The organism is Sinorhizobium kostiense (genome assembly GCF_017874595.1).
Classification (GTDB): domain Bacteria; phylum Pseudomonadota; class Alphaproteobacteria; order Rhizobiales; family Rhizobiaceae; genus Sinorhizobium; species Sinorhizobium kostiense.
Genome location: NZ_JAGILA010000010.1, coordinates 77,218 through 91,104 on the forward strand (window position 1 = coordinate 77,218; position 13,887 = coordinate 91,104).

A 13,887-nucleotide genomic window follows, 5' to 3' on the forward strand; every position below is an offset into this window, starting at 1 on the left:
TAAAGCTTAGGTAGCCGAGCGCCCTGAATGAAGCCGTCGTTTGTTGTAGTCCTACTAAAGGAAGTGGGGAAGGTGCTCTGTGATCTCTTCGAAGGCTATGGGTTAAGGCTCCTCGACCTTCTCGTTTTCATAAAGCTTTTCGGTAGGCGTAAGGATTGCCGCAGCGGATGTTCCCGTTCTTTGATAACCGTATCGGCCGCCGCTGCGATCACGTCCCGACGCGGCGTCAACCTTCGCGGAACGTATAGCTGTAGCCATTGATAGCTGGCGCACCACCGAGATGCGCGTAGAGAACCCGCGATCCTTCTGGGAAGAAGCCTTTCTTGATGAGATCGACCATTCCCTGCATTGATTTACCCTCGTAGACCGGATCAGTAATGAGGCCCTCAAGCCGTGCGCACAGCCGAATAGCCTCCTTCGTTTCCTCGGACGGAATGCCATAACACGGGTGTGCATACTCCTCGAGCAAGACCACATCGTCCTCACCGATTTCCATTCCCAGGTCGACCAGATTTGCCGTATGCCGGGCAATGCTTAGTACTTGCGCCTTGGTTTGGGCGGGAGTAGCCGAGGCATCGATACCTACTACGTTGCGCTGTCGGCCGTCTTTGGCGAATCCGACGATCATGCCGGCCTGGGTCGACCCGGTGACCGTGCATACTACAACATAGTCGAAGGCAAACCCAAGTTGCTTCTCCTGAGCGCGCACCTCCTCCGCGAACCCTACGTAGCCGAGGCCGCCATAATGGTGAACGGAAGCCCCAGCAGGAATTGCATAAGGCGTGCCACCTCTTGATTTAACGTCCGCTAGCGCCTGTTCCCAACTGTGTCGAATACCAATGTCAAAGCCCCCGTCGACAAGGCGCACCTCTGCGCCCATGATGCGACTCAACAAAATGTTGCCGACCCGATCATATACGGCGTCTTCATGCGGCACCCAGCTCTCCTGCACCAGGAGGCATTTCATGCCGATCTTGGCGGCGACGGCGGCAACCATCCGCGTGTGGTTGGACTGTACGCCGCCGATTGAAACGAGGGTGTCTGCCTTGGAGGCGATCGCCTCTGGAATGATATATTCCAGCTTGCGGAGCTTGTTTCCACCAAATGCAAGACCTGAGTTGCAGTCCTCGCGCTTGGCGTAGATTTCGACTTTATCTCCAAGGTGTTTTCCGAGGCGATCAAGCTTTTCAATAGGCGCCGGTCCAAAGGTGAGCGGGTAACGCTCAAATTTTTCTAGCATGTTCTCTCCAATCGAACCTAGTTTTGCGGCCCCTGCCCGTCGCGGCGACACCTTAGCGTCTTTCGTTGCTATGGCTCAAACCGCTTTCTTGTCGCAGCGGCGCGGTTCAGGACCGGTTTGCCAAATTAGATGTAGATGAAGTCCGAGGCGCTCAGCTGGGCCAGGTCGGCTGCGCTGTGAAGCTGGACACTTCCGCGAACTCGCTCACGCTGTTCTCAGGCGTGACGTAGGCCAGCTTGGCGCTTTCTCAGGGGCCGACATCAAATCGAACCTACCGGGTCTCCTGAGGAACGTCAGGCCTGGTTGGATGTCCAGCTAGACCACCCCGCCTGCATGGTCGTCATCGATGAGTACGTGGGAAGTAAGCTCTTTCTCAAGTGAGGGATCGTGTCCCGTGACATGGTGTAGCAGCCGTCATTGGTCGCCGTGCTCTCCGGCTTGAGCCGGGACGCTCAGCGCGACGTCCAGGCAGGGACGTCTCGGGCACTCAGATCCTGAATGCTAACCACTAGCAATGGGGTGCGCCCGCGGCCGAGGCACGCCCCCCCTCACTCAGTCTCGGCCGCGTTTGATTTCGTCTTCGGCCCACTCGGGCCGGGCCCTTGCTGCCGCAGCTATTTCGTGGCGGAGCCAACGATGTTCCAGGTCGCGATGGGAACGCTCGTGCCAGATCAATGCAACGTCGTAGGGCGCCAGTTCCACCGGGGGATCCATAACCGTGAGCGGCAGCATGGCGGCGATCCGGCTTGCAACGCGATGCGGTACGACTAGTACTAAGTCGGTTGCCGCGATCACTACAGCCGCTGTTAGCACATTAGAGAACGCTATTGGATGGTGATCCGATAGTCCCAGCTTGACCAACCCGTCATAGACCTGACCAAATCGGTCATTGGAGTCGGAGGCGATGGAGGCGTGGCGCAACGCAGCAAAGGTCCCGATACTCCATTCTTGCTCCAGAGCTGGGTGGTCATGGCGCAGCAGGCAAGCAAAGCGGTCGGCGTAGAGCTTGCGCCGCAAGAAGCCGGGAGGTGCCGTACCGATCTGTCCGACAGCCAAATCGATGTCACCTTGCTCAAGTCGGCGAAGTGCACCCTCCAAGAGTGGATCAGTAACAATGTCTAGATGAGGCGCGCACTCATGCAGACGCGGCAATAGACGCGGCAGCACTATCAGCGCTTGATGATCGGGCATTGCGATTGTTGCCTTCCAGCGCATGTCGCTCCGGGCAAAACTTCGAGTAAGCATATCGCGGAGCGCCTTCAACACCGAGGGCAGCATTTTGGCCAAGCATTCGGCCAGCGGCGTCCGAACCAGGCCGCTCGAGCCGCGAACCAAAAGATCGTCATCAAACAGGCCACGCAGCCTTGACAAGGCTCGGCTCATTGCCGGTTGGCTTCGGCCGACGTGTTGGGCCGCGTGCGTGACGTTGCGGTACTGCAATAGCGCTTCGAGGTCCACCAGCAGGTTTAGGTCGATAGATGCCAGGTTCGGCATCTGCCGTTGCTGCGCGGCGTCATGTTCACCGATGATCGCAGGTGATCCCTTCCAAGCAGGTTGATCCATGATTTATTCTCCTCGGAGACAGATGTTCTAGGGCCAAATCCTCGGGCCCTCTGAGAGGGATGAAAGAACTCCTTTGTCTCGTGTAGAACCACGACTTGCGAGTTGGTTGGACGCGCTTTTTGGTTGGACGCGCTTTGGCCCCTATGACGTGCTCAAGGGGCCCAGCGCGGCCCCGCCATTGCGCGGGCGTCATCACAAGCGTTCCTCTTGGGGCTGGCGTGTCTGAACTTCCACTTATGCCTACGTGTTGCCAATGCTTCTCTATCGAATTCCCCAAGAGTGGAAAAATTGACTCTTCGCATGGCTAGCATTCACGCCATGGATAGTACGCGTATTAATGCTCTAGTGATCAAATCTGCCCGTTTGCTCAACGGCAGGCGAGCAGCGCGCAAAAACCGCTTCACTCTGATGTTCAGAAACTCTATTGCCGCCATCCGGCTCGTGGCAGTCCGCAATTCGGCTTTGGTGACCACGGAGCGGGCGGCCGTAGCTGCACTCCCCTCGGAACGAGTTCCTCAATGATAATCGAAGCGCATGATTGGATGTGCAGTTTGCATGGCGGGGAAAGGGCGGTGGGCAGTATTAGTCCCCATTCCTTTAGCAATTGGAGAGATGCCATTGATGTATCCAGGAAAGCTTCGGTCCGCGGCACGTCCAACCAAGATGATCCTACCCGGGCAGCACACTGCTGAAGCGAATGTGGCGGCGGCGCCAGCGCGCTCTGCCGGCGAAGCGTGGATGCTAAATGCGTTGTGCCTTCATGGCAGTTTGAGCGGTGAAATGGTCGACGACAGTCTGCTGCACGCAAAGTGGCGCGGTCACGTTGCGGTCAACGCTTCTCGGAGCGCGGGGAACCTGACGATGCAAGGTCTGCGCGTCTCTGCATTTCGCAGTGTAGAGAACGGCTCGCTCGCGCAGTGATGTCTGTAGTTCTACATCATCTTGGCTGGCTCGGGCTGGGAAAGCGACCTACCGCCTGCTCTCTTTTGTCGTTGCATGGAGATCCGTGGCAGGCCGCGAGAACCCCAGCCGACGACGCCGATTCGGCAATGGGGTTTACTATTTGGATGTCAAACATCCGTACTGCGGATACGAAGCATGCGCTTTAAGGGCCTTGACCTCAATCTGCTTGTTGCCTTCGATGCTCTGACGACCAAACGAAGCGTCACCGAAGCGGCACGCAGCATCAAGCTCAGTCAGCCGGCCATGAGTTCTGCCCTGCGCCGGCTACGCGCCTATTTCGGCGATGAGCTGTTTACAATGCGGGGCCGCGAACTTATCCCAACACCGCGTGCGGAGGCGCTTGCCCCCGCCGTCCGCGACGCACTCTTGCATATTCAGTTTTCCATCCTTTCCTGGGACATGTTCAACCCGGCCTTATCGCAGCGCCGTTTTAGGATCATCCTGTCCGATTTCATGACGCATGTCTTCTTCGAGAAGGTTGTAGAGCGCGTGGCGCGGGAGGCTCCCGCCGTTGGCTTCGAATTGCTGTCTCCCGATGATGATCCTGATGAATTACTCCGACGTGGTGAAATCGATTTCCTGATCCTCCCGGAACTGTTTATGTCGAACGTGTACCCCCAAGCGACACTGTTCGACGAGACACTCGTCTGCGTGGGGTGTCCCACGAACGAGCAACTGTCGCAGCAACTTTCCTTCGAAAGGTACATGTCGATGGGGCATGTTGCAGCCAAGTTCGGGAGCGCGCTGGCCCCCTCCATCGAAGAATCGTTATTGCTCAGGCACGCTATCGAGAAACGCATCGAGATCGTCGCGCCAGCTTTTAGCTTGATCCCGCCGCTGCTATCGGGCACCCACCGTATAGCGACCATACCCTTGCGGCTCGCCCGCCATTTCGCAAAGACAATGCCTTTACGCATCGTCGAGCTTCCGTTGCCAGTTCCAGCATTCACCATGGCTGTCCAGTGGCCCGCCCTCCACGACAGGGATCAGGCAAGCATCTGGATGCGGGAAATCCTGCTACAGGAGGCTGCCAGCATAGCTGCTCCGAATAAGACCGTGGGGACGCCCTAAGTCCCCGCATTTGAGGGTGCATTTTGTCGTATCGTGCCATGGGGATGGGCGCTGTAAAGTGAATTTTCAGTAGGTCGAGGTAGGCCTGCGCCTCCCGTGCCGTCCGACCGGGACCTGGCGTAGCTCGGCGCGCGCCCGCGTCAATCGAAGTGGATGTTCGATCTCCGTGCCTAGTCCGCGGAACCGGGCTCGTAGTAGCGATCCGGAACTTCTCCCCCAGTCCAATGCTCATGCTGTGAGGGGAATTTCATGCCGTCAAAGAGAAGGCTGACCATGCGACACTTACGACAAATGCTTCGGCTCTCTGCCAGCGGTCCGGGGCGTGCGGGAACGCGTCCACTTGGCAGCCTTGCGCGCCGTCGCCTCGTCCGCTTTCAGCTCGGCGCGGCGGAACTCCGAAATCCTCATGCTTTTCATTGCGGGCCACTCGAAAGTGCTCGCGGTCCACTCCGCCTAAAAATTTGTCTTGAAACAGCTTCCATCTCGAAATGCTCTAACGAGCAGCCCTGATCAGCCTCTCAGCAAGTCTTGTCTTTCGAGCGATGATCTCTGATCCTTCATAGGAAAGATGGCCGCTGTCCCGGTAGAGGAATTTGCCATCGATCTCAGTTCTGCATTTTGTGTCGTCGCAGAGAAAGTCGTGGTAAGAGACAACCTCTACGTCAGCTTTCACGGCCACTTGGTTCAAGAGCTCGAGAGTGCGGGATCGCATCCGGCGGTAATCGCTGAGATGTATTTTACAGTCACTGTAGCGCCCGAGCATAACACTTCCCCGCGCCTTTCGCTCAAGGCAATCGCCGATATCGAAGACTGCGACTGGCGGAGGAGCAACTACGACCACTCGCCTGCCCAAAGCGCGAACGGCCTCGACGAGAGACTTGATGCCCTCAACGGCTCCATCTACCGAAGGTTCAACCTCCGTGAACGTACTATCACGCCTCTTAAGCAGCATGTAGTCTTTGGAGACAGGGTAGTCAAATGGGCTCGAAATGACAACGGTCCTTAACCCCGGCCGATTTTTCAGGATACCCAAAACACTGTCATTGAAGCGAATACAATCCTCGCCGAAGGCACGGGGATAGGGAGACACGGCGCCCTTGAAGAAGGCGGCAACTCCGATGGCCGGGAAGCATGCGCTCATCGTGAGCTGAGCCAAGCCGGCTTCTCCGACTGTTTTAGCCAAGCCGGGAACCAGTGCCATGGCAAATGAATCGCCCCAGACCAGCAATTCGGGCCTATCCGTCGTCTGGCAGGGCTCCGGAATACCCTGAGGAGGCGTTCCAGATATGAAATCACATGTCCTTCCCAGGCCGTAATTGTTCCGTCGGATCTCGGAAAAGCGAACCCCACTTTCCGTTGCACCAACGCCGACTGACGGTGCGAAGCCGAGAAGAACCGTTGCGGCAAGGAGTCCTGAGGCCATCCGTCCACGAGACGTGACGAAACCCTGCCGGAACGGCTTTTCCACGAAACGGTGAAGGGCTGAGCTCGCTACAACTGAGAAGGCAACTGCCGCATAGATCGCAAGCCCAGGAGGCTCTGCCAGCCAAGCAGCCCGCACATAGACAAGCACCGGCCAATGGACCAGATAGAGCGCGTACGAGATGTCCCCGATCCTTGCCATGCTTCGGGCCGCCACATTATCCCTGCTGGGTGACAGCAGGAGGATCAGGGTTGCCAAGCAGACCAAAGCGGCATCCACGATCGGGTTCTGCAAACCAGAAGGTAAAACGGGAATAAGGAGGAGAAGCAGGAGCGCCGGGAAGCGCAGCACCGCAAGCTTGCCAGCCACGCGAGGGCTGGCCGGAAGCAAAGCCCCGAGCGAACCAATGGCCATTTCCCAAAACCGGGTCGGCAAAAGATAAAATGCAGCGGATGGGTCACGAAAGGCCACGTAGAGACACAGTGCCAGGCTGGCAACGAGAAGCGAACTAACCGCTGTGAGCCACCATCTCTTGGGAACCAAGGCGAAGAAAGCAGGAAGCAGCAGATAACACTGTTCTTCGACAGCGAGCGACCAAATGCAGGAGTGGCTTCGTTTCGGCGGATACGCCGAAATAGTCCGCCTGAGTCCAGAGAACGATATTGCCGGTGAATGTGAGCGCCCCGAGGACCTGAGTTCGGAAGTCCCGCAGGCCCACATCTGACAGGAAGAAGGGTGCCGCGATCATCGTGAGCGCAACGACCACATAGGCTGCGGGCAACAGACGCTTCGCACGACGATAGTAGAATTCCCAAAAGCAGAACCGTGACTGCTCAAGCTGGGTCGCGATCAGGCTGGTGACCAGAAAGCCCGAAATTACGAAGAAAATATCAACGCCGAGATAACCGAACGGCGCGATTTGGGTGTGATAAAGGACAACCAACAGGACCGCTAGACCCCGCAAGGCCTGGACATCGGCTCGACAGTGTCGCGGCATAGAAGACCTGATGAAATTCCCGGCTTAATCGGATGAACTGGGCGTTAGGCACGTCTGGTTAGCCGTAGGTATGCGCAGCAAGGATGTGAAATGGTGCCCTTCTAGAATCATTCGCTGGATCGATTTCTGCCCAATCTGCCGCACTCGCCCCTAATTAAGAAAGTCGCCGGCAGCAGGTGTCGGCGTACTTGCTTTCGGTGAATCGTTGTCATTCTAATGGAGCATGCCCGCGAGTTCGTAAAATCGATTATTTAAATGCCCAATATCCACGCCACGGATCGCTTGCACACGCCTTTGGCTCGACGCTTTGACGGAGGGTAAAAACATACGGTGACGGCAAGAAGTCGGCAACCTCGCCGAATGTTAACAGTGCGCCCGCCATAAAGATTGCACCGGCTTCACCGATAAGAACGTCCAAGTCGAGATCATTACGACACAGCGTGTCAATCATGAGCAAGCCCCCTCCCCCGGTCCAAGTGGAAATAACGCCGCAGTCTCTATGACGGTGACATCCACATATAGGTCGAAAACTCGCGACGGCGCAATCGCCGCAAGCCAACCCACAATGCCGCCGCTGAAGATGCCTATCCGCCTTACCGTGAGCGAGACATCGGGTTGTCTCGGCTCCCCGTGCGATGGTCGACGCGCCGCCACTAAACACAATCGCCATGACGGCGGTGCCCCAGGATCGGCAGGGGTATTCAGTCGGCCATGACTTTTGGTCGATGGCATTCATCAGAGTCCGACGAGTTGCTCGCTGATGCAGGCGCTCCGATGCGCCTGATGCCCTTTCCCATCCCGTTCTCAATCGACTTTGGTCCAAGCGGGCCGGCTCGGGGGGGGGGTGACAATCCGCCAGGCCTTGCCTTTCTCTTTGCAGTCCTCAAGCAAGCATTCCAGCCCGACGTCGGGATGGCGCCTCATTAAAAGGACCGAGAGTGCGTAGTGCTTTGGACATCTCTGCCAGCGCAGCTAAACAGATCAGAAAGAAGACGCTTCCGATATAAGCTATTTGCAGAAGCAGCGAATGAGCGAGCGTCACGACAAACAAGCTGCGAACAGGATGTGAGACTACATAGATAGCGAGAGCATCGGTGCACAGGAGGAAGCAAAAGATGTGAGGAAAATTCCTGAACGGCACTGCGGTTCTCCTGGTTTTCTGCTGAATGGTCAGGTCGACAGGACCTAACTGACCGAAAACGGTTTTCTCGGGCGATGGCCATGATCTCGCTCTGGCCGGTCGGGAAAAGCAGGGTTCGTGCGATTCCATCTTTGCGGTTCCAGCGTGCGACCGCAGCTTCGAACCGCTTTCTTGAGGGTTTCATGCTCTGCCGTGAACATAGAGCTGCATTTACGCCCGTGCCACGTCCGGATAAGCTTCGATGACTCGGGCCGCATCGTTGACCAGCTTCGCGCCCGTCTTGGCGAGTTTGCGAAGAGTACTGAAGCCAAATCGGTGAACGTCACGCAGGGTTTTCGACAGAACGACGAGTCGTCTGGTCGTAAAAAGCACGCGGCCGAAGCCGCCATGATGATTGATTTCCATAGTTCTCGATATCAGCAAGCCGGAGCGCTCTTCGATCGCGATGCCGACGGCCCGGTAAAAGACATCGAGCCTCCACAGAACGTCCGGATCAGGATCGCCTATGATTGGAATGGCACGGCGCTTTTCCTCCGGGACGGTAAAGCAGGCGAGCAGGTCAGTGTCGCACTTTTCCTTCCATGACCCGTAGGAATCCTGAGCGCGAATTAACCGCACCAGGCACTTGATGAAGGGGCTGGCAGCGGCCTTGTTGTCGCCAAGAACCGGGGTAACCGTGGGATCCGATAGTGTCGCCATCGTTCAGTCCTCATTTTTAAGGTACCTTTGCTCGCCTATCCATGTGTCCTTCGGGTGCCGTCCAATGCTAGTGCGAGATAACCGCCCCCCACCATGCAAAATGCGTTCCCAGCCATGTGCATCAGGAATGGTCAGGGTCACACCTTCTTGGCCCGGTCCTTTCGACAGCTCTCCGATTGCACCTAGCCCGCCAAACCAGAAAAAGTACGCTTCCGAAGTAGGCAACTTGAAGAACCAGCGAAGCACCGAACGTTGTAATGATTACCCTGCGTATCGAATGCGAGACGAAGTAGACCACTAGAGCGTTGGCGCACAGGACCAATTTCAGGACTCGACAAAAGATTCTGAAGGGCAACGCCGTTCTCCCGGTTCGTCCGTCAGCTTAAGCAACAGTCTTGTCAGCCGCGACGTGGGTCTGGCAGTTCTTCGGGCAAACGCGGGCGCATGCTCCGCAGCCGATGCAGCGCCCGGCGTGATCGACGACCATGATCATACGACTGAGTTCGCCATCGAAGTCGTCGTCCTCTCCATCGCAGACACCGAGGATTTCACCGGATTCGTCGATGCCGTGCAGGTGCATGACCTTGCGCGAGCAGACCTTGAAGCAGCGGCCGCAACCAATGCAGGTCACGCTGTCGATAGCCGTCAGATATTCCGGCATCCATGTTGAGCCGTCGCGGGTAAGGAAATGCCTTGTCATCGTTAGTTCTCCAACGCAGGCGCTCTCTGCGCACCGGTCACCCGCAAAAAGCCTGGAATGTCTTCGAATATCTGACATGCCATCATCCGTCGAAACCGGTCTCGTCCGCCTGCCCCAATCTTGTTGTCCAGCTTATCGGGGGCGGTTGCTGATCATCGGTGGCTAATTGCAATAACTTGCCGAGGTATTTTTTCGAGCCTCGCCCTTTGGAACGGTCGCGGCAGCGGGACCGGTGGGGGCATGGGGGAGGAGTGGCCCCGCTGCCTGACGTCGGCCCCCGGGGACGGGGGGCCGGCGGTTCGTCATAGCCTGGGTCGACCGTCACTCGCGCCACTTCGGGATACGCACGGATAGCCGTGATCGCATTGCCGACCAGTTTCGCACCGGTCTCCGGCGAGCTTCCGAGGCTTATGGAAGCCCAACCGGTGGACTCGCGCAGCATTTTCATGCATCCGATCAGGTCCGGTCGCGAGAAGCGCGCACCCCGGATCCCTCGTGGGCCATAGGCGAAGCCACCAACCGGCGCGCGCTTCGATTGCCAGCGCGACGGGGGTGTAGCAGGTATTGAGCTTCCGCAGTACGTCCGGATCGGAAGCGCCGATGATCGGGATCGTCCGGCGCTGCCGCGCGGTCCTGCGCCTTTGAGTTCAGGATCAGGCGGCAGGGCTCGGCTTTCGCGTTGATCCCGAAGATAAGGACCTTCGATCCGAGGCCGACGGCGGCGACGAGCGTATGTTGGCTGTTGGTGCATGAGCCGATGCCCTCCTACCAGCAGAATGCGATCTGACAGAGATCTGCCATGGTACTTTCCTTCGCTGGCACCCTACCGATCGGCAGCTTTCGCCGCCTCAGTGGAATGCCTTCAAGACTCGTGCCAGTCGGCTGCTCGAGCTAAAAAGGAATTTGTTACCTACTATCAGTCATTTACTCAGGGGCAAAAAGGGGTGGCCAACAACCCTGTGTCGCTTGCCCTACAAAGGCGTCGAAGCGACTGTTTGAACCGCTACACATTGCTCTCGCGGCGGCTGCCAAGCTAGAGGCGCTGACGCCTATCAGTGGAGGGCGAAGGATCGTATCCCAGTGGCCCAAACTCAGTCAGGCGTTCCAATTGCCACCTCCGTGCAGTCTGGCAGCGACGAATGTTCACGTGCCACCTGCCACCGAAGGCCAGTTTCGGGTCCTTTTTGAGGCACTTAAGCAGCAGTGGTCGAACATCGCCCAGTCGCGAACCTGACACAGCCGACAGCGCCGCGTCCCGCCCTATCGAATAGGTAGTCTCGAGTGGAATTGTCGGCGCGCCGGGCAAATGTCACTGGCAGCCGGAAGGCGGCCAAGGAGATGGTCGGGCGACCCTTCACTATCCGAGGCTGGCACAGTGCTTGCTGGTGATCCTGGGCAGGCAAGCGGCAGGGTCTCAGTCAGGCTGCTCGCCCGACAACCGACATCTACAGATTCGGATGGAGCCCAGATGAGGAGCAGCAAGGAATGACGTGCATTGTCGGTCTAATCAGCAACGGGTCAGTGCACATCGGGGGCGATAGCGCTGGTGTGGACGGCCTCTCACTTACGGTCCGTGCCGATCGCAAAGTCTTCCGTAACCAAGACTTCATCTTCGGATTTACGACTTCATTTAGAGTGGGCCAACTGTTGGCGCACTCCTTCAAGCCACCAAAGAGGCATCCGGAAAAGGATGTCTACGCTTTCATGGTGACAGAGTTCATCGATGCGCTCCGCCAGTGCCTGAAGGCTGGTGGCTGCGCACAGCGCTACTACGAAGTCGAACGTGGCGGCACATTCCTCGTCGGCTACGCGGGACGCCTCTTCCAGATCCGCGGGGACTACCAGGTCGCTGAGCCGGTTGATGGTTTCGACGCCTGTGGATGCGGGAGCCAGATAGCACTCGGTGCGCTCTTCGCATCCTCAGATGCTCCGCCTCGCGAAAGGTTGGAGATAGCTCTCAATGCGGCTGAACGTTTCTCTGCCGGCGTACGCGGCCCCTTTCATTTCGAGTCCCTTGCATCGCCCGAGTGAAGAAGGTCAATTTCTGCGAGCCCTTGCGGCTGTCTGTTAAGGCAAATTCTAATGGTCTTCGTTAATGGCCCAGAGGCTTAGCGAGCCCTGTCGGCCGGCGTGATTGTGAGGCCGGGAGCTGCCGGAAGGAGAATTTGCCACCAACATGCGCAGGAGCCAGGGCGATCCTAAAACATGTCAAATTCAATTGAGCTCATGCGATTTGTTTAGAAGGAAAGCGCCCCGCCGGGGCGGGGGAGCGCAGTTCCATACGTGTTTTGCGGATCAAACGAAGGTGAAGTCCCACGCGCTCAGGCCGAGCGCGGCAAGATCGGCCTGGCTATGGATACCGCCGATATGAGCGAAATCTTCCGCATGGTTTTCGGAGGTGACATACGCCAGATGCGCCGATTGGGTGCCCGGATTATAGTACACCATAATGTCGCCCGCGTGCTCACCGGAGATATCTCGCGCGACATCGGAGCCATTGAGGTAAGAATCGGTGATCACCACCACGTGCTCGCCGTTCGCACCTGAGGCCGCGCCGCTGTAGAACGTGTCCACGCCAGACCGCGAACTAGCGTGGCTGACGAAGTTCGCGCTGGAACCGTCGCTATAATAGCCCGCCGCATCGAAGGCGAAAGTATCCTGCGTCGGGTCGAAATCCACGATGGTGGTGTTGTCCGGGTTCGGACCGTACGATGGGTCAACCCCGGGGACCGGGTCGTGGAATTGAAACACAAAGGTGTCTTGGCCGTCGCCGCCGGTCAGATGATCCCTGCCGTCACTGGCAAAGAGGACATCGTCGCCGGGACCGCCGTAGAGCTTGTCATTGTCCTGACCGCCCACGCGCGGTCTTTCGCGGCCATTGTCTCCGGAAAGATAGTCGTTGCCCGCGTCGCCGAAGACATGGTCATTGCCTTCGCCACCAAAGACTCGGTCATTGCCTTCACCCGCAGAGATGGAGTCGTTTCCGCGAGCACCGTCGACCCAGTCATTGCCGGTGGGATCGACAAGCAGATCGTCACCACCACTGCCGAGGAGGCTGTTGTCACTCGGACCACCACGGATTAGCATTGCAGATCCTCCTTATGATTTAACGCCTCAACACCACCTCCTTTACTCCTCATCAGACCATTGGAGTAATCGATTGATTTGATCGGACCCATCCACATTTCGGATGCCTCGGTGCGGTTCACTCGCAGCTTCGAATTTACGGATCGACGCGGCGCGACACGGGAGCATGCATGCGGTGCCGCGAGCCGGTGGTGGCGCCGCAATAAACAGATGGGCAGGCGAGATCCTGCTCCCTCGATGAAAATTGCCGTATCGTCCTTCATGGTTCGCCCTCGCTAAGCTCGGGGCCTGGCTCCGGCCCATCCAGAGCAACCCCGCGCGCGAGCTTTTTCCGGGGCGAGCCACCTTCACGAGACGAACATACGGTCTTGTGTTTGCACTAGGACTTGCAGCCCTCAGCCTAGCTCCGCAAGGCGGCCATCACCGGAGAGGTACGCCAGGCCCGCCTTTGGGCGACATGCATTAGCGAGTTCTTTGGCCGAAGACGAAGGCATGTCAAGCTTGCGAGTGGTGCTGGAGCACGCAGCGTTCCCACCTGCGGTATTTCTCAACGAGGCCAACCACGGCGGCGACAGGCGCCTGCCGTAGCGTACATACGACCGAAAGGTGGCGCTCACCAAGTCACTCGCGGCGGATCGAGATCGCGCTGGCCATAGAGGTCGATTGCAGCGATTCAATCAGCACACGTTCGGCCTCTCCCTGTTCGGGCACAGTCTAGTCCCGAATGGCAACTGCGCATCTGGAGGCGGCGATTGAGAGCTGGGTTGCTGCCGTCTCTCGCGCATGCATTAGTGCATCCCCAGCGGCCGTCCGCAAAGCATTGAATGATATGATCGCATCCGTAAAAACCGCTGCCGTTCGCCTCCAGCCCTCATGGTTGTTATCCAGTTGTCCGAGGCGATCTGCTAATCATCGGTGGCGCTTCGCAGCATCTTACCGAGGCATGTCCGCCTCAGGTTTCGGGCGTGACGGCAGCGGGACCGGGGAGTGGATGGAGAGATCA

General features: G+C 57.9%; 14 protein-coding genes and 1 pseudogene. 2 read left to right on the plus strand and 13 right to left on the minus strand.

Features of this window, described 5'->3' with window-relative positions; genetic code table 11:
• Positions 1–226: 226 nt before the first annotated feature.
• Together J2Z31_RS26550 and J2Z31_RS26555 are read right to left on the minus strand one after the other, a co-directional pair.
• On the minus strand, positions 227–1,240 hold the full coding sequence (locus J2Z31_RS26550) for a 1-aminocyclopropane-1-carboxylate deaminase (RefSeq protein ID WP_209606345.1): 1,014 nt from the start codon (positions 1,238–1,240) through the stop codon (positions 227–229).
• A 552-nt stretch (positions 1,241–1,792) separates the two neighbouring features.
• Entirely contained in the window at positions 1,793–2,803 is a 1,011-nt protein-coding gene (locus tag J2Z31_RS26555) for a LysR family transcriptional regulator (protein ID WP_209606347.1), read from the minus strand.
• 1,098 nt (positions 2,804–3,901) lie between these two features.
• Here J2Z31_RS26555 and J2Z31_RS26560 point away from each other — a divergent pair.
• Positions 3,902–4,837, plus strand: a complete 936-nt coding sequence (locus J2Z31_RS26560; protein ID WP_209606349.1) for a LysR family transcriptional regulator — start codon at positions 3,902–3,904, stop codon at positions 4,835–4,837.
• A gap of 493 nt (positions 4,838–5,330) precedes the next feature.
• Here the strand turns inward: J2Z31_RS26560 and J2Z31_RS26565 are convergent, their stop codons facing one another.
• From J2Z31_RS26565 to nifH, 10 genes and pseudogenes are all read right to left on the minus strand, one after another.
• The gene (locus J2Z31_RS26565; RefSeq protein ID WP_408022062.1) at positions 5,331–6,731 is read right to left on the minus strand and encodes an acyltransferase family protein; all 1,401 of its coding nucleotides are present in this window, start codon (positions 6,729–6,731) and stop codon (positions 5,331–5,333) included.
• A gap of 37 nt (positions 6,732–6,768) precedes the next feature.
• Positions 6,769–7,203 carry an acyltransferase family protein gene (locus J2Z31_RS29515; protein WP_234939694.1) on the minus strand — a complete coding sequence of 145 codons (435 nt, stop codon included), beginning with the start codon at positions 7,201–7,203 and terminating at the stop codon, positions 6,769–6,771.
• A 301-nt stretch (positions 7,204–7,504) separates the two neighbouring features.
• The gene (locus J2Z31_RS29520) at positions 7,505–7,708 is read right to left on the minus strand and encodes a hypothetical protein (protein ID WP_234939695.1); all 204 of its coding nucleotides are present in this window, start codon (positions 7,706–7,708) and stop codon (positions 7,505–7,507) included.
• Positions 7,705–7,989 carry a tryptophan 7-halogenase gene (locus J2Z31_RS29525; RefSeq protein ID WP_234939696.1) on the minus strand — a complete coding sequence of 95 codons (285 nt, stop codon included), beginning with the start codon at positions 7,987–7,989 and terminating at the stop codon, positions 7,705–7,707. Before J2Z31_RS29525 ends, J2Z31_RS29520 begins: the two co-directional genes overlap by 4 nt.
• Before the next feature lie 151 nt (positions 7,990–8,140).
• Positions 8,141–8,527 carry an exopolysaccharide production repressor protein gene (locus J2Z31_RS30060; RefSeq protein WP_209606351.1) on the minus strand — a complete coding sequence of 129 codons (387 nt, stop codon included), beginning with the start codon at positions 8,525–8,527 and terminating at the stop codon, positions 8,141–8,143.
• Positions 8,528–8,608: 81 nt separating this feature from the next.
• Complete coding sequence (locus J2Z31_RS26580) at positions 8,609–9,097, minus strand: NifX-associated nitrogen fixation protein (RefSeq protein WP_209606353.1); 489 nt, start codon at positions 9,095–9,097, stop codon at positions 8,609–8,611.
• Between the two features lie 121 nt (positions 9,098–9,218).
• A complete protein-coding gene (locus J2Z31_RS26585; RefSeq protein WP_328243667.1) occupies positions 9,219–9,395 on the minus strand; it encodes an exopolysaccharide production repressor protein in 177 nt (58 codons plus the stop codon).
• An 84-nt stretch (positions 9,396–9,479) separates the two neighbouring features.
• Positions 9,480–9,797 (minus strand): ferredoxin III, nif-specific, encoded by a 318-nt coding sequence (gene fdxB / locus J2Z31_RS26590; protein ID WP_209606357.1) that lies wholly within the window; start codon positions 9,795–9,797, stop codon positions 9,480–9,482.
• A 302-nt stretch (positions 9,798–10,099) separates the two neighbouring features.
• On the minus strand, positions 10,100–10,408 hold the full coding sequence (locus J2Z31_RS26595; RefSeq protein ID WP_209606531.1) for a hypothetical protein: 309 nt from the start codon (positions 10,406–10,408) through the stop codon (positions 10,100–10,102).
• Positions 10,409–10,427: 19 nt separating this feature from the next.
• Positions 10,428–10,556, minus strand: a pseudogene (gene nifH, locus J2Z31_RS30065) (nitrogenase reductase); the annotation flags it as partial.
• A 945-nt stretch (positions 10,557–11,501) separates the two neighbouring features.
• Between nifH and J2Z31_RS29530 the strand changes: the two are divergent.
• Entirely contained in the window at positions 11,502–11,828 is a 327-nt protein-coding gene (locus J2Z31_RS29530; RefSeq protein ID WP_234939697.1) for a hypothetical protein, read from the plus strand.
• A gap of 264 nt (positions 11,829–12,092) precedes the next feature.
• Here J2Z31_RS29530 and J2Z31_RS26605 read toward each other — a convergent pair whose 3' ends face one another.
• Complete coding sequence (locus J2Z31_RS26605; RefSeq protein WP_209606359.1) at positions 12,093–12,884, minus strand: calcium-binding protein; 792 nt, start codon at positions 12,882–12,884, stop codon at positions 12,093–12,095.
• Between the last annotated feature and the right edge of the window lie 1,003 nt (positions 12,885–13,887).